The organism is Pseudomonas koreensis, from assembly GCF_012986595.1.
Taxonomy (GTDB): Bacteria; Pseudomonadota; Gammaproteobacteria; order Pseudomonadales; family Pseudomonadaceae; genus Aquipseudomonas; species Aquipseudomonas koreensis.
Window position 1 is genome coordinate 417,802 of record NZ_JAAQYM010000002.1, and the last position, 15,679, is coordinate 433,480.

The 15,679-nt window shown below is 57.8% G+C and carries 16 protein-coding genes and 2 pseudogenes; 14 read left to right on the forward strand and 4 right to left on the reverse strand.

Annotation, left to right across the window (positions count from 1 at the left end; all coding sequences use genetic code 11):
- Positions 1-366 precede the first annotated feature (366 nt).
- The 5 genes from HBN98_RS07050 to HBN98_RS07070 all read left to right on the forward strand — a co-directional run bounded on the left by HBN98_RS07050 (position 367) and on the right by HBN98_RS07070 (position 5,376).
- Positions 367-627: a DUF2790 domain-containing protein gene (locus HBN98_RS07050; protein ID WP_027612631.1), complete on the forward strand. Its 261-nt coding sequence runs from the start codon at positions 367-369 to the stop codon at positions 625-627.
- Positions 628-1,181: 554 nt separating this feature from the next.
- Complete coding sequence (locus HBN98_RS07055; protein WP_003227292.1) at positions 1,182-2,432, forward strand: ribonucleotide-diphosphate reductase subunit beta; 1,251 nt, start codon at positions 1,182-1,184, stop codon at positions 2,430-2,432.
- Positions 2,433-2,779: 347 nt separating this feature from the next.
- Positions 2,780-3,313 carry a BRO-N domain-containing protein gene (locus tag HBN98_RS07060; RefSeq protein ID WP_083368150.1) on the forward strand — a complete coding sequence of 178 codons (534 nt, stop codon included), beginning with the start codon at positions 2,780-2,782 and terminating at the stop codon, positions 3,311-3,313.
- A gap of 113 nt (positions 3,314-3,426) precedes the next feature.
- Entirely contained in the window at positions 3,427-4,140 is a 714-nt protein-coding gene (locus tag HBN98_RS07065; RefSeq protein ID WP_083368149.1) for an HNH endonuclease, read from the forward strand.
- Between the two features lie 252 nt (positions 4,141-4,392).
- The gene (locus HBN98_RS07070; protein WP_083368148.1) at positions 4,393-5,376 is read left to right on the forward strand and encodes a hypothetical protein; all 984 of its coding nucleotides are present in this window, start codon (positions 4,393-4,395) and stop codon (positions 5,374-5,376) included.
- 3 nt (positions 5,377-5,379) lie between these two features.
- Here HBN98_RS07070 and HBN98_RS07075 read toward each other — a convergent pair whose 3' ends face one another.
- Together HBN98_RS07075 and HBN98_RS07080 are read right to left on the reverse strand one after the other, a co-directional pair.
- Positions 5,380-6,516, reverse strand: coding sequence for a hypothetical protein (locus tag HBN98_RS07075; protein ID WP_083368147.1), 1,137 nt, complete (start codon positions 6,514-6,516; stop codon positions 5,380-5,382).
- Positions 6,517-6,579: 63 nt separating this feature from the next.
- Positions 6,580-7,395, reverse strand: coding sequence for a sulfite exporter TauE/SafE family protein (locus tag HBN98_RS07080; RefSeq protein ID WP_083368146.1), 816 nt, complete (start codon positions 7,393-7,395; stop codon positions 6,580-6,582).
- Between the two features lie 112 nt (positions 7,396-7,507).
- On the opposite strand from HBN98_RS07080, the gene HBN98_RS07085 reads away from it, so the two are divergent.
- The 4 genes from HBN98_RS07085 (at position 7,508) to HBN98_RS07100 (ending at position 9,404) form a co-directional block, all read left to right on the forward strand.
- Positions 7,508-8,275: an AraC family transcriptional regulator gene (locus HBN98_RS07085; protein WP_083368145.1), complete on the forward strand. Its 768-nt coding sequence runs from the start codon at positions 7,508-7,510 to the stop codon at positions 8,273-8,275.
- A 93-nt stretch (positions 8,276-8,368) separates the two neighbouring features.
- A complete protein-coding gene (locus HBN98_RS07090) occupies positions 8,369-8,686 on the forward strand; it encodes a hypothetical protein (protein WP_083368144.1) in 318 nt (105 codons plus the stop codon).
- Positions 8,687-8,728: 42 nt separating this feature from the next.
- The gene (locus HBN98_RS07095; protein ID WP_083368143.1) at positions 8,729-9,097 is read left to right on the forward strand and encodes a type II toxin-antitoxin system RelE/ParE family toxin; all 369 of its coding nucleotides are present in this window, start codon (positions 8,729-8,731) and stop codon (positions 9,095-9,097) included.
- A complete protein-coding gene (locus HBN98_RS07100; protein WP_047295878.1) occupies positions 9,084-9,404 on the forward strand; it encodes a helix-turn-helix domain-containing protein in 321 nt (106 codons plus the stop codon). The genes HBN98_RS07095 and HBN98_RS07100 overlap by 14 nt, the downstream gene beginning before the upstream one ends.
- An 11-nt stretch (positions 9,405-9,415) precedes the next feature.
- Here HBN98_RS07100 and HBN98_RS07105 read toward each other — a convergent pair whose 3' ends face one another.
- A complete protein-coding gene (locus HBN98_RS07105) occupies positions 9,416-10,471 on the reverse strand; it encodes an MBL fold metallo-hydrolase (RefSeq protein WP_083368142.1) in 1,056 nt (351 codons plus the stop codon).
- 216 nt (positions 10,472-10,687) lie between these two features.
- Between HBN98_RS07105 and HBN98_RS07110 the strand changes: the two genes are divergently transcribed.
- The 5 genes and pseudogenes from HBN98_RS07110 (at position 10,688) to HBN98_RS07125 (ending at position 14,728) form a co-directional block, all read left to right on the forward strand.
- Entirely contained in the window at positions 10,688-11,296 is a 609-nt protein-coding gene (locus tag HBN98_RS07110) for a TetR/AcrR family transcriptional regulator (RefSeq protein ID WP_083368141.1), read from the forward strand.
- Between the two features lie 135 nt (positions 11,297-11,431).
- Entirely contained in the window at positions 11,432-12,541 is a 1,110-nt protein-coding gene (locus HBN98_RS07115; RefSeq protein WP_229754997.1) for a diguanylate cyclase, read from the forward strand.
- A 263-nt stretch (positions 12,542-12,804) separates the two neighbouring features.
- Positions 12,805-13,482, forward strand: a pseudogene (locus HBN98_RS28190) (PAS domain-containing protein); the annotation flags it as partial.
- A gap of 114 nt (positions 13,483-13,596) precedes the next feature.
- Positions 13,597-14,034 (forward strand): annotated as a pseudogene (locus HBN98_RS28195) (methyl-accepting chemotaxis protein); the annotation flags it as partial.
- Between the two features lie 160 nt (positions 14,035-14,194).
- Positions 14,195-14,728 carry a DUF1003 domain-containing protein gene (locus tag HBN98_RS07125; protein ID WP_083368140.1) on the forward strand — a complete coding sequence of 178 codons (534 nt, stop codon included), beginning with the start codon at positions 14,195-14,197 and terminating at the stop codon, positions 14,726-14,728.
- On the opposite strand, the gene HBN98_RS07130 is transcribed toward HBN98_RS07125, so the two are convergent.
- Complete coding sequence (locus HBN98_RS07130) at positions 14,729-15,670, reverse strand: LysR family transcriptional regulator (protein WP_064588807.1); 942 nt, start codon at positions 15,668-15,670, stop codon at positions 14,729-14,731.
- Positions 15,671-15,679: the final 9 nt, after the last annotated feature.

Sequence of the window (15,679 nt, forward strand, 5' to 3'; positions counted from 1 at the left end):
CCGGCCCCATAGAACCATTCGACGATGGTTGTAGGAGCTGCCGCAGGCTGCGATCTTTTGATCTTGCTTTGCAAAAATCAAAGGCGAAAGATCGCAGCCTTCGGCAGCTCCTACAAGGGTTGGGCGGTGTTTTGTGGGGATTGTTACCAAATCTGCCAAAGGTGTTTATCAAAACCCGCTCTGTTTACCCCCGCCCCACCTCCCTAAAATTCACCTCGCCGACAAGGCAAACGCGATTAACAACGTTACAGCCCCCACGAAGGCCGTTAATCCAGCTCTCAAGTAATAACTGCAAACGATGAAGTTCCACACGCAACCCTAAAAAGGTTGCGTGACCCCACTCGACCTCAAAAAGGTAAATTTGAAATGAAAGCTTTATTGGTTCTGGCCCTCAGCAGTCTGTGCGCAACCGCCATGGCAGACGAGGTCCCGACTGATGTCGCACAGCAACAACCGGTGATCGAGGAATACACTTACTCGACTCATCTGGACATCGCCAAAGTGGTATCGATGAGCGAAGTGCCGAATGTCTGCGAAGTGGTACCGGCAAAAATGGAGTACGACGACTCCAAGGGTCAGCGTCACATCCTGCGTTACAGCGTCATGGGCAACGGCTGCACCAATTGATGCGTTCAGACTGCACCGAATTGGCCCCCTCAGCGCAACATTGAGGGTCGATTCCAGCCCGATTTCGGTCGGGCTCAGTTGTGTCTGGAGTCGTCAAAAATGCTTGCAAAACACTAGATGTAGTGAAAAACCGGTTTTTTTGTTCGTTTTTTGAGCAAATCCACATTTACGAAATTTCTGCGAAAAAAAATCTATCCCCGGCAAAGCCCTGTAAACCCGCACTCTCATCGAAAAACCAGCCTCCTCGACCGCTCCATGCGCGGATTCGCCTCAGCACAGCCCGTTTTTTTTCCCTATAATGCCGCCCTAATCGGGACAGCAATATTCCCTTACAGGGATGAATAGCCAATCTGAAGCCCCGCAGCAGCGTTCAACGCGAGCTGCGCCCGTCAGAGGCTCTCGGAACCCCGAACAAAATTCTGTTTTATTGCCTGCCTTAGCTGCTGCAAAAAACGATTCCTTAAGATCCAACGCGGTCTGTACGACCGTGTGAACCATCCAACCAATCAGGTTTCACACGGGGCGACAGGCCCTCACGCAGGAGACGACACGTCATGCTGAGCTGGGACGAATTCGACAAAGAAGACAGTGAAGTAGCAACCGTGAAAGGCGCCAACGCCGGCCACGCTACTGAAGCCAACATGGACCGCCTCGACAGCGCCGGCGGTGCCGCAGCGCTGGAAGCCCGCGCCGTCACTGCCGACGACTCGGCCGCCGTGGCCCGTGCCAAGGCCGCACTGGATTCCCTCGACGTCGCCGAAGGCCTCGCCGAACTCGAAGGCGCCTCCGCCCGTGTCGCCGTTGACGAAAAGCGCATGATCAACTGCCGCGCCGACCTCAACCAACTCGTACCCTTCAAGTACGACTGGGCCTGGCAGAAGTACCTGGACGGCTGCGCAAACCACTGGATGCCGCAAGAAGTCAACATGACCGCCGACATCGCCCTCTGGAAAAACCCGGAAGGCCTGACCGACGACGAGCGCCGCATCGTGATGCGCAACCTCGGCTTCTTCTCCACCGCCGACTCCCTGGTTGCCAACAACCTGGTCCTGGCCGTGTACCGCCTGATCACCAACCCGGAATGCCGCCAGTACATCCTGCGCCAGGCCTTCGAAGAGGCGATCCACACCCACGCCTACCAGTACTGCATCGAATCGCTGGCCATGGATGAAGGCGAGATCTTCAACATGTACCACGAGATCCCATCGGTCGCCAAAAAGGCAGCCTGGGGCCTGAAATACACCCGTTCGATCTCCGATCCGAAGTTCGAAACCGGCACCCCGGACACCGACAAAGAACTGCTGCGCAACCTGATCGCCTACTACTGCGTGCTGGAAGGCATCTTCTTCTACTGCGGCTTCACCCAGATCCTCTCCATGGGCCGCCGCAACAAAATGACCGGCGTCGCCGAGCAGTTCCAATACATCCTGCGCGACGAATCCATGCACCTGAACTTCGGCATCGACGTGATCAACCAGATCAAAATCGAAAACCCACACCTGTGGGATGCCGAAATGAAGGAAGAAGCGACCCAGATGATTCTGCAGGGTACGCAACTGGAAATCGAATACGCCCGTGACACCATGCCTCGCGGCGTACTGGGCATGAACGCGGCGATGATGGAGGACTACTTGAAGTTCATCGCTAACCGTCGTTTGTCGCAGATTGGTTTGAAGGAAGAGTACCCAGGGACGACTAATCCGTTCCCTTGGATGAGCGAGATCATGGACTTGAAGAAAGAGAAGAATTTCTTTGAGACTCGCGTGATCGAATACCAAACTGGTGGTGCGTTGAGCTGGGACTAATGGTCTCGCTCGGCACGATTTGACGATTGCTGCTTGAGTCGCCAAGTCGAGAAAGCAAAAAGCCCCGATCTGATCGGGGCTTTTTTATGGACGATTGGTAATCGTTTTTTACGCCTACGTCACAGCGCTCAATCTCCTACAGCACTTACAGCCGCGTCCCATTGAAGCCCGCTACAAGCACTACTAAGCTCTATCGCAGGTGCCTAAGAAACGCCCAACGTAGAAAGCTCGGTCAGTGACACAGACGTGTAATTCGTCGGTGGTAACTGCTCTGCTCGTTGGGATTTCTTAAGTCCGCTCTACGTTGGGGTCAGGCCCTCCCAAAATCTAACGTAGAGGTCATAGATATGTCTGATCCGCTCCCGGTAATAGTGTTCTCTCGCCACAACCTTTCTCTCCATGCCCTTCTATTAGAAAACCAGCCTTGGTTCTCCGCTCGCGATGTCGGCCGCTTGATGGGTTTCCATCTGAATGATCGGGTGGTCAACAAGCTAGATAGCGATCAGCGCCGCGTCATGTGGATTGAGTACTTTCGAGAACCAGAACAGCATCTGATGCTCAGTGAGTCCGGGGTGTACGCGCTGTTGGTCTATCACTACGTTCCGGGTAACCGGTTGCTGCGTGAGTGGTTGACCAATGAGGTAGTGCCAACCTTGAGGGATGCTGCGGATTCAGGAGATTCGAATCGGCCAATGTTGAGCTTATTGGATTGGCCGGAGATGTCATTGAGTTTGCTGCATTGGCAGGATGAGGGCTGGATTCGGCTTCGGGATATGCCTTACCTGTTGAACGATCAAAATCCACGACGAGCATCTTTAGAGAAACCCTGGTGGCGAAGAGTTACACAGGTGTTTCAGTCCTCGAAGCACTCGATGGGCTAGGCATGGGCTTGTAGGATCGCGCGGGATCCGTCGCTGTTTTCTGTAGGAATTTTCGTAGACATCAGTGATGGCCACTCAGTATCGTCCGAGGGTTTTCAACCCTCGGCGATTGTATGGACACGGAAAAAAGTAATAACGATTGGAGTGACGTAGAGATTCAGGCGGCGGTCGACGCCTATCTCAAAATGCTGGCACGCGAGCAGAGCGGCCGGAAATTCGTCAAGACTGAGGAAAATCGGATCTTACGTGACGGTCCCTTAGCCGGTCGGACTAAAGGCTCAGTCGAGTTTCGGATGCAGAACATCTCTACCGTTCTGGTAGAAATGGGTCGAACGCGTATTGAAGGCTACAAACCTGCCAAGAATGTTGGCGCAAATGTAGCGCGCAGCATCCGTAAGGCACTTGATGCTTCTACTGTTCTGACACTTGAAGATTCTGATCCAACGGCGGACGAAGCATTGCTCGAGCAACGCGCGGCTAAATTTGAGCGAAAGCAATTTGATTACGTTCCCAAAGGGATAAAAACACCAATCCAAACGACTTCCACTAGAAAGGTTTACTTTCGCGATCCTGAATTGAGGGGCTGGGTTCGTCAGCAAGCCAATGGAAAGTGCGAAGGTTGTGGCAAAGCAGCGCCATTTGAAAAGGATGGGAAACCGTTTTTAGAAGTACATCACGTCAAGCACATGTCGCAAAAGGGTTCTGACCTTGAGACTAATGTTGTGGCGTTGTGTCCCAACTGTCACCAACGTTGCCACCATTCGGACGACAGAGAGGCTTTCACTGCTTGGCTGTATGACAACGTTGGAAGACTCAAAAAGGAATAATCGCGGTTTATCTGACTAACCGTATTGGCTGATCTTGGGGCTGCTTCGCAGCCCAGCGGGAGCAAGCTCCCTCACCACAGGGGGATGTGTGGCCTGCGATGTTGGGGTGAGGATTGAAATCTGGTTGATGCCTGGAATCGCCAGCAGGCTGCCCCCCCCACAGATTCCGCATCATCCTGAAAACAATCAGTGCAACCCACGCCGCCTCCCGCTATTAATACCCCTCCCCCACTCAAGGATCCGAGCCCCACCATGAAATTCGATCTCGCCTACTGCCTCAGCCTCGACGACAAGTTGTCGATCTATGACGTTCGCGATCTCAATTTCGATGAGACGGTGGCGTTTGACTCGGCGAAGGAACACTTCCAGTGCCCCAACGATGCCTGTCGTTCGACGTTTGAGGCTTCCAATGAGTTGGGCACGTTCAACGCCAAGAATGTGAATTACGTGCGCACGCCGCACTTCAAGAATCTGCCCAATACGCAGCATGTGGCGGGCTGTCCGTATGTGAGCTTGAAGGCGTCGGCATCTGGCGTTGAGACGGCGGATGGCGAGGCGGATGACGGTCGTGAGGAACATTTCCCATCAGAGTTGTTGCTGACGCGGCGTGAGTATGTGCGCAAGCCTGCTGCGCCCGCAGGGGCGGCGGATGTGTTGCGCGATGATCCGGTGCGAGTGGCGCAGGTGAGTTCCAAGGAGTCGCCGGGGCGTGAGACGGCGCCGGACAAGACCAGTGTGTTTGCGCATCCAGTGGAGTGTTTTGTCTCTAATTTCGCCGACAAGGATTTGCTCAAGCGCATGCCGTTGAAGATCGGCGAGCACACGGCGCCGTATGGCTCGTTCTTCAAGAAGATCGAGTATCTGACGGACAACAAGGGGCTGATTTACTGGGGCAAGATCAAGGAGATCAAGGATTACACCCAGAGTTTTCGCATCGATTTCGAGCAGAAGGTCTGGTTCAAGCAGGCGGATGAGGCGAAGAAGAAGCCGTATTCGGTGAACGTGTACTTGAGCAAGAAGCTGATCGACAACTACCGTAAGCGCAAGGCGTTTCTGGAGGAGATCAAGCACGCGATCGACAGTGACAAGGAGTTGTTCTGTTTCTTTTATGGCGTGACGCCGGAGTTGAAGCAGGTGCCGAGCAAGAAGAACCCCGAACAGACGTTCGGGGTGTTCAGTGCCAACATTGAGAACCTGGATCACTTCATTGTGCGGGAAGCGCCCGGACTGGCGTGACGGTCAGCCTTTGGGCAATTGCAGTCTGGCTTCGCCACGGTGCTGGTTGACCAGCGAGTAAGGCAGCACCGACCAGTCGGGGTTATCGCAATTACGTTGGTAACGGGCGAAGTAAGCCCCCAGGTAAATCCCCTTCGGCGTGAAGTGCCAGTTGGAATAACCCCAGACACTTTCATCGGTGTAATCGCAACTGCCGTCGTCTTCGGCAGGCTTCTTCATTTCTTCGGGGTACAGCGTGGTGAACTGTTTGACCAGCCACGGCGCCATGACTTTCATCTGATCGTATTCGGTGGCCGCGCTATTCGGTTCACCGATCCACAGCACATCTTTTAGTTTCAACAGTTCACCGGTGTGGACGTCCAGGTTGATCGGCGAACTACCGAAGTCCGGGTGGGCGCCGCCGCAGCTGTAACCAGTGGAGATGTCCAGGCTGACCACGTCGGGTGAGAGAAACTCCGGGGCAGCTCCTTGATCGAACTCGGCGTATTCCCCGCCATCCATCATGCAACGGTGATAGTCGATAACTTCGGTCCATAGCCGTCCGAGCAAGTGGTTGTTAATCCGCTCCTGCTCTTCTTTCGTATAGCCAGATTCAACACTGAACAACGAAATCTTCGACTGAGGCTCCGTCCACCATTGCAGCTCGTAGCCCATGAAGTTTTCTTTCTTCTCCGGCTTGAGCTTGAGCCCCTGTAAGCGCAAATACTCGTAGGGATCGGCTTTCGGCAACGTGGCAATAAAGGGCAGCGTGGTAGCAGTTGGCGCAGGAAGCTTGGCTTCGGTCAGTTGCACCGGGAGCTTCTTGCCCTTGGGGTTTTGCCATTCGCCCTGCCAACCGTTGGCAGTGGTTTTCAGCTTCAGGGTTGGCAGCGGTTTGTCTTCGCCATAGCGGTTGTTGCCTTCAACGAGGTTCAACGTGCTGTCCTGCAGCGAGCCGCTGAGTTCCAGGTCGCGGTGATACTTCTCATAGAAGTAGCGGCCGGTGACTTCGTCCTGCTGCGTGGTGTTGAGCTCCAGCACAATCGGCATCTTGCCCAGCGTACCGGTGAACACGCGCCGGCCATCTTCGGCGTGGGCAGTGGAAATCAGTGTGAACAGCGCCGCAGCGTATGGCGCCAGGCGCAGCAGTCCCTTGAGCATGGATCGATCCCTGAATGAATGAGGCTGCGGAGTATGCAGAGGATGCGCGCAGGAATCGAGGCTCTACTTGAGCAGCATGCCCAGCATGACGACGATCAGCAGCGCGATGTACACCCACGCATGTACCCGATCCGGTATCCGCCCGATCCACGGCGTGGCCATTCGAATCCCGACCAACGAGCCCAATGTCAGCACCACAAACGCCAGCAAATCCACATACCCGACAAACCACGCACCCAGATCCGTCGCGCTGAATCCGGCCAATGCCATGTAGGTCAGCGTCCCAGTCACTGCCACCGGCACGCTCAACGGATTGGCCATGGACGTGGCCTGGGACATGCTCAGCCCGCAGCGGCGCAGAAGCGGCACGGTCATGACGCTTCCTCCTACACCGAGAAACGTGGCGATGGCGCCGATGCCTACACCGCCGGCGGACGTTTCTGTACTGCCGAGTCGGCGCGGGATGATGCCTTCGCTGCGGCTGAGGAAGCCGCGTCTGAGTAGGCAGTCGATGATGGTCACGCCGAGGTAGGCAATGAACGCGTAGCGAATGACCTCGCCGCTGACCCACACCGCCGCGACCGCGCCGAGGATCGCACCAAGGCCGATGAAGCCGCCTAGCGGCCACAGATAATGGCAGATCAGGTTGCCGGCGCGGCGGTGTTTGTCGGTGGCGATCAGCGCGTTGACGATCATCACGCAGGTCGAGGTGGCGACGGCGATGTGCATTGCTGATTGGCCGATGAGACCGTCGGCGCCGTGGCTGGCGGTGAGCATGCGGTAGAGCAGCGGCACGACGACGAAGCCGCCGCCGAAGCCGAAGAGCACGGCGGTGATGCCGGTCAGGCAGCCGAACAGGGTCAGCAGGAGATAGAACATGGCGCGCCTTCCGGTGATGGGGAGCGGTCGACGATAGTGCGGCGCGACTTGGCCTGCTTCAGCAACTCAGCCAATAATGTTTGCGTTTACGCCAACTACCGGGAAACGCTCGATGCGCAATGTTTCGATCAATCTGCTGGATGACACGCCGCGCCCGGTTGTGGCGATCGGTACGGATTATTCCCACGGTCATCTGTTGCCGTTTCATACGCATCGACGGGCGCAATTGCTGTACGGCGCGACCGGGGTGATGCAGGTTCGCACCCATGACGGCAATTGGGTGGTGCCGCCGCAACGGGCGGTGTGGATTCCGCCGGGGGTGGCGCACGAGGTGTTGATGCTGGGGGTGAGCACGCGCAGCTTGTACATCGAGCCGGGGGCGGTGGACTTGGGTCAGCGTTGCCAGGTGATCAGCGTTTCGCCGTTGATGCGGCACTTGTTGATGGAGGCGGTGGAGGCGCCGCTGACTTATGACCTCGACGGCCGCGACGGTGTGCTGATCGATCTGTTGCTGCATGAACTGGCGCGCAGTGCGCCCCTGCCCTTGCACATTCCGCTGCCGACTGACGGAAAGCTCCTGGCTTTGTGTCAGACCTTTCTGCTTCAGCCGAACGCCCATCAGTCACCGCAACACTGGGCCGAGCAGTTGCACATAAGCTTGCGCACCTTCAACAGACTGTTTCGCCAACAGACCGGATTGAGCTTCAGCCAATGGCGGCAACAGGCCTGTGTCGTGCTGGCGCTGGCACGGCTGGCGGCCGGTGAAGCGGTGACGCGGATCGCCCTGGACTTCGGTTATGAGAGCCCGGCAGCGTTCTCGACGATGTTCCGGCGCATCCTCGGACAGGCACCGTCCGTCTGGTTGGAGGCGGCGAACTAGGGCAAATCAAAAAATGCGTTTGATCCTGGCCGAAAACAACTGTACAAAAACACAGTACATTTTCAATCAGCACTCTTGAGCCCGGAGCACATCATGGCCTCTCTTGCGATGAACCACATCCTCGAACGCATTGCCCTTTTCCAGTTCACCCCGACGCACTGCGTCCAGGCCCGAGCGATGCTGGGCTGGAGCGTGGAACAGCTGTCACGCGAGGCGGAGGTGGCGATGGACGATATTCAGCGGTTTGAAGCGCAGCAGGACGTGGCGGATGCGGCGCGGCTGGCGCTGGCGTATCGGTTTGAGGCACAGGGGTTGGTGTTCTTTCCGGGGTTTGCGCCGGGGCGATCAGTGAGTGCCATGAACTCAGCATCGGAGTCAGTGGGGCGCGGGGATTACGCCATGGCTAAATAAACAGGCAAGTTGATCTTTATCCCTAAATAGGTATATTTTCGCATGAGTGCAAGGAAGCCGCTCTTGTGGGTTTGCAGTAGCAAGAAAGATCTCAAGCAGATGCCCACAGATGTACAGGATGTTTTTGGTTACGCATTGGATTTGGCCCAGAGTGGCTTGAAGCATCCGGATGCGAAACCCCTGAAAGGGTTTGGAGGCGCAGGAGTGCTGGAGCTGATCGAAGACTTCGACACCAACACCTACCGGGCCATTTATACGGTTCGTTTCGGCAGTGCCATTTATGTATTGCACTGCTTTCAGAAGAAGTCGACGACCGGAATCAAAACGGCTCAGTCCGACATTGATCTGATCCGAAACCGACTTCGAGCCGCTCAGGATCACGCGAAAGGGTCAGAAAATGATAGAAATTGAAGAAGGTAGCGGGAACGTCTACCAAGACCTCGAATTACCCAATGCCAGTGAAATGCAGGTTAAATCGCAGCTCGCGGCGAAGATCGGCGAGATCATCAAGGCACGCCATCTCACTCAAATTCAGGCATCTGAAATTCTTGGATTGTCTCAGCCCAAGCTATCCGAAATGCTGCGGGGTAAATTTCGCGGCATCAGTGAAGCCAAGATGATGGAGTGCCTCTCGCATCTTGGACGAGACGTTCAGATCGTAGTGAAATCGGCCCCGCGGTCACGGAAAGAGGGCCGAATTGAAGTGGTGTTTGCTTAACCTGAAATTCGTCAGGCGTTCTGCACCACGCCCTCACCCTCCCCTTCAACCGCCAACCACCACGCGTCACCACGCTGCGGTTGAGCAATATTGAACGCCTCGCCCATCTGCGGCGTGGTGATGGCAACACTGCGTTCCCACGCCAGCGCCAGAATCCGGTCAAACGGTTCATGCCAGGCGTGCATCGCCAGGTCGAAGGTGCCGTTGTGGATCGGGAATAACCAGCGGCCCTTGAGGTCGAGGTGGGCTTGCAGGGTTTCTTCCGGTTGCATGTGCACGTGCGGCCATTCGACGTTGTAGGCGCCGGTTTCCATCAGGGTCAGGTCGAACGGGCCGTATTGTTCGCCGATGCGTTTGAAGCCGTCGAAGTAGCCGCTGTCGCCGCTGAAGAAGATTCGCGTGTCGCCGTCGATCATCACCCACGAGGCCCACAGCGTGCTGTTGCTGTCGAACAGGCCACGACCGGAGAAGTGCTGCGACGGGGTGGCGACGAAACGGATGCCGGCGATTTCGGTGCCCTGCCACCAGTCGTACTGGCGGACCTTGCTGGCGTCGATGCCCCATTTGATCAGGGTGTCGCCGACGCCCAGCGGGGTCAGGAAGTAGTTGGTCTTGGCCGCCAGTTTCAGCACAGCCTCATAATCGAGGTGGTCGTAATGGTTGTGCGACAGGATCACCGCTTCAATCGGTGGCAACTGGTCGATGCTGATCGGTGGCTGGTGAAAGCGTTTCGGACCGGCCCATTGCACCGGCGAGGCGCGCTCGGCGAAGACCGGATCGGTGATCCAGAACTTGTCGCGCAGCTTCAACAGCAGGGTCGAGTGACCGAGGCGGTAGACGCTGTGGTTGGGCGCTGCCAGCAGGTCTTCACGGGTCAGCGGCTGCACCGGGATCGCGGCGGCCGGTCGAGTATTGCGGGGCTTGTGGAAGATCATGTTCCACATGATCCGCAGCATCTTGCGCACGCCTTCGCGTTGCACCGGCGCATGGTTACGGAATAGCCCTTGATCCTGGCGAGAGGCTTCAGGCGTGGAAGTTTGATCCGCAGAGAAATCTGGATTGGCCATGGCTGATAGACTCCAGAAAAACCGCGCAATTCACGGTTTTTCACGGTGGGACGATAAATGGCCAAGGCACGCACGCATCAGCCGAACTTTCTGGTTTTTAGGTTGCGAGGATTAACGCAACATTACACTGGGCGGTGTAGTTTCTAGGTTGCATCAAACGCGATGACAAGTAAACTGCCAAGTGTAACTTCACCCTTTTTCTGCCAAAGCGAACTTATGACAGCTCCAAAGCGCCTCACCGACCGCAAACGCGAAGCCATCATTCAGGCGGCGATTGCCGAATTCCGCGCCAACGGTTTCGAGGTCACCAGCATGGACAAGATCGCGGCCACCGCCGGGGTGTCGAAGCGCACGGTGTACAACCACTTTCCCAGCAAGGAAGAATTGTTCGCCGAAATTCTCAACCAACTCTGGGCGCGGATCACCGACGAGCAGACCGTGACCTATCGCGCCGATCAGCCGCTGCGCGAGCAACTGCTGCCCATGTTGTTGGCTAAACTGCAGATGATGGCCGATGACAACTTCCTCGGCCTGGCCCGGGTGGCGATTGCTGCCACTATCCACTCCCCTGAACGCGCGCAAGACATGGTGGCGCGCATGGGCGAGCGGGAAGAAGGCCTGACCGTGTGGATTCGCGCCGCGCTGGCGGATGGCCGGTTGAAAACCGTGGAGGCAGAGTTCGCCGCGCAGCAGGTACAAGGGCTGTTGAAGTCGTTCGGTTTCTGGCCGCAGATTTCCATGGGTCAGCCGCCGCTGGATGCGGAAACTCAAAAAGCCGTGGCCGAATCGGCAATGGAGATGTTTCTGGCGCGCTACCAGCTCTAAATCGCCCCTCTCCGGCGCCCGCCCCGATTAAATGGCTCGAAAGGACACTGATTATTCCCGTTGGAATAAATGACAATGTCCGACAATCGACCGACGAACGGTCTACCTGAAAAAGATACTGCAAAGTATTTCAGGATGAATCTGGCGCAGGACATCATGGAAAACCCACGCGGCAAAGGCTTGTCATTCGCCAGACGGATCTATCTACCCAGGGTCATTGGCCTGGGCATCGGCTTTTTCAGCGTCGCGGCAGCGCTGTATCCGTTGAACATGCCGGCATGGATCTGGGCGCTGCTGCTGTTCAACGGGTTTGTCTGGCCGCATCTGGCTTATCAGGTATCAACACACGCGACCTTCCCCTACCACGCCGAACGTCGCAACCTGGTGTACGACTCGCTGTGCGGCGGCTTCTGGGCCGCGTGTTTGCAGTTCAATCCGCTGACCACCGTGACCATCCTGTCGATGATGACCATGAACAACGTCGCCGCCGGTGGCCGACGCCTGTTCCTGCTCGGCGTCCTCGCCCAGCTCGCCGGCGTGCTGCTGGGCTGGGCGCTCTTCGGTTTCAAGTTCAGCCTGACCATGACCCAGATCGAAATCTGGGCTTGCCTGCCGATGCTGACCCTGTATCCATTGGCCTTGGGCATGGTCTGCTATCAACTGGCGATCAAACTCGCCCAGCACAAACGCACGCTGCGCGACCTGAGCCGCACCGACAGCCTCACCGGGCTGCTCAACCACGGCGCCTGGAAGGATCTGCTGCACGCCAGATTCGAACTGTGCCGGCAAAACCACACCCAGGACATTCTGGCGCTGATCGATATCGATCACTTCAAGGCCATCAACGACAACTACGGCCACATCATTGGCGACGCCGTGCTGAGCCAACTGAGCCACACGCTCAAAGGCATGCTTGTCAAAGGCGAACGAGCCGGGCGCTATGGTGGCGATGAGTTCTGCCTGATCCTGCCCGACCAGCCGCTGAAAAAAGCCGAACTGCAAATGGAACGATTGCGTCAGGCGCTGGATCAATATCGCCACCCGGAAGTGCCAGAACTGCGGGTCAGCCTGAGTATCGGACTGGCCCGGTTTCAGCCTTCTTACAGCGACGCGCTGGCCTGGCTGGATGATGCTGACAAAGCGCTGTATACCGCCAAACACACGGGACGCAACACGATCAGCGTGGCGCTGAGCCGTCCGAGCTCCAACGACGCCAACCCCCGTCAGTCTTTGAAAAACCAATAAACATATCGATCTTCATTTTCTTGTACAACTCCTAGCAGTTTGTATAAGATCAGCCTACCAGCCTGGATGCTGGCACTTTGCAGTCAAAGACAAATGCCGACCCGGCATTTGCTCTGCCAGCGCGGAAACAGGGACACAAACTTCGTCTTGCCCTACTTCCAGGTACTGCCACTATGTTTTTCAAACGCCACCAGTCCGCCCTCAACGACCTTCAACACACCATTACCGAACAGAATGGCCTGCTCGAAGCGATCAACCGCTCCATGGCGGTGATCGAGTTCGACCTCAACGGTGTGGTGTTGACCGCCAATGACAACTTCCTCAAAACCATGGGTTACCGCGCCGAACAGGTGATCGGCCAGCCTCATCGCTTGTTCTGCACCCCGGAGTTTGGCCGCAGTGCGCAATACAGCGATCTCTGGACGCGCCTGAAAAACGGCCAGTTCCAATCCGGCACCTTCGAGCGGCTTAACAGCCAGGGCCAGCCGATCTGGCTGGAAGCCAACTACAACCCGATCAAGGATGCGTCGGGGCGCGTAGTGAAAGTGGTCAAGTTTGCCATGGACGTAACGAGCAAGGTCCAGCAGGAAAGCGAAGCCAACGCAAAGCTGCAGGCGATTGACCGGGCGATGGCGGTGATCGAATTCGACCTCGACGGCGGTATTCTCACGGCCAACCAGAATTTTCTGACACGCATGGGTTACACGCTCGCCGAACTGAAGGGTAAACATCACCGCATGTTCTGCCGTGCGGAGCTGGTCAACAGCAGCGCTTACGAGGATTTCTGGCGGCGGCTGAATCAGGGTGAGCTGTTTCAGGGCCAGTTCGAACGTGTCGACAAGCGCGGCCAGAGTGTGTGGCTGGAAGCCAACTACAACCCGGTGTACGACGCCGCCGGGCGTTTGTGCAAAGTGGTGAAATTCGCCACGGACGTCACCGCCCGCGTCGAGCAGTACGAGCACGATGCGCGCAGCGCCAGCGCCGCTTACCACATCTCCGTGGAAACCCGGAAAGTCGCCGAACAAGGCACTCAGGTGATCCAGCAAGCGGCCAGCGAAATGCGCGAAATTGCTGAGGACATCGCGCAGTCGTCAACCTTGATCGCGCAACTCGGCGAACGCTCGGAGCAGATCACCGCCATCGTCAACACCATCCGTGCGATTGCCGACCAGACCAATCTGTTGGCGCTCAATGCGGCGATTGAAGCGGCACGCGCCGGCGATCAGGGGCGCGGGTTTGCCGTGGTGGCGGACGAAGTGCGGCAACTGGCGGCGCGCACCAGCGGCTCGACGGCGGAGATTTCCAACATGATCGGCCTGATCCAGAGCGAAACCCGCCAGGCAATCAAGAGCATGGAAGGCACCCGCGGCCGAGCGGCGCAAGGCGTTGAATTGGCGGACCAAGCCGGCAGCGTGATTCTGCAGATTCGCGATGGCGCCAGTGAAGCAGTGCAGGCGGTGAGCATGTTTGCCAATGAGCGGGCGCCGGGCTGACGGATTTGCAGGTCGAAAGACCGCGTTGCGGCCTTCGCGAGCAGGTTCGCTCCCACCGGGAAACGCATTCCAATGCGGGAGCGAGCCGGCTCGCGAAAGGGCCATGAGCCGCAATGCAGGACTATAGTGACCTTCAGTCCCGAGTCCTGCCGAGCCCATCATGACCACCGAAAAAACCGACGCCCCCGCTGCCGCCCCTGTCGATCACCTGCGCTTCCACCGCCCCCACGCCCATCTCAACACCACGTTCGGCAACGACACCTTCGCTTTGCGTGCCGAGGCCTTCGCGCGGTTCTTCGGCACGCCGCTGTTCCTTGGCGCGCAAACCGTGATCGTCGCGGTGTGGATCGGCCTCAACGTGTTGGGCGTGACGCAGTTCGACGTCTACCCGTTCATCCTGCTCAACCTCGCGTTCAGTCTGCAAGCCGCGTACGCCGCACCGTTGATCCTGCTGGCACAAACCCGTCAGGCCGCGCGGGACAAGGCGCTGTCGGATGCCGACGCGCAACACCGTGAAGCGCTGGCGGTGGCCAACACCGAGCGCCAGGCACAAGCGGCGCAGACCACCGCGCAATTGCTTGAGCTGCTGGAGCAGAACACCCGCCTCACCGAAATGACCAAGAGCCTGACCGAACGTATTGAGGGGCTGACTCGCGAGCTGCATCAACACATATGCCAGACCCGGCAGCCCTGATCACGGCAGACGCAGCGCCCGCCCCAGCTCATCGAACAGCGTGACCACCGAGCGCAAGGCTCGGCAGTCCGGGCGGGTCAGTAGCCACAGGGCGGTGTCGTAGCCGTGCAGCGGTTCGCTGAGGGCCTGCAAACCTTCGGTGATCAGAAAGTCCGGCAGCGCCGCCACGCCGAGTCCGCCACGCACCAGTTCAGTCACCGACAGCATGCTGTTGCAGCGATAGGCCGGGGTTACGCCAGGCCAGTGCTGGCGGCGCCAGGCGACAGTCGGGTGATCTGGCAGAAACTCGTCCGGGGCGATCCAGGTCAATGCCGCCAGATCGCTCGCATCAACGTTTTGCAGATACCGCGCACTGGCACAGACCCGGTAGGAAATCTTCGCCAGTTGCCGTCCGACCAGATGCTCCGGCGGTGTGCGCGTCAGGCGCAAGGCGATGTCGGCATCGCGCCGGCTGAGGTTGGCGAAATCATTGGAAGTGCTCAGTTCGAGGGTCAGCGCCGGGTAGTTGGGCATGAACTGCGCCAGCGCCGGCAACAGCAGGCCTTGCAACACCGAATCGGTACAGGTCAGACGCACCGTGCCGCTGACCACTTCCCCGCCCTGCTCGACACCAATGCGCGCCGCCTCCAGCGCCTGTTCGGCGCGCTCGGCCTGCTCGGCCAGGGATTGCGCGAGCGTGGTCGGCAAGTAACCGGCGCGGCTCTTTTCGAACAGTTGCTGACCCAGCGCCGACTCCAGACGACGTACGGCGCGAAACACCGTCGACACGTCTACCCTGAGCAACTGCGAAGCCCGCGCCAGAGAGCCGCCGCGCACCAGCGCGAGAATCAGCGCCAGATCCGGGTAGTCGAGTCGATAGTGCGCCGCTGCATTGATCACTTGGGGAAACGCCAATATTGAGTGCGTGAACGCCAATCTATAGTGGCTGCGATCAATCAACAAGCGCAGGGA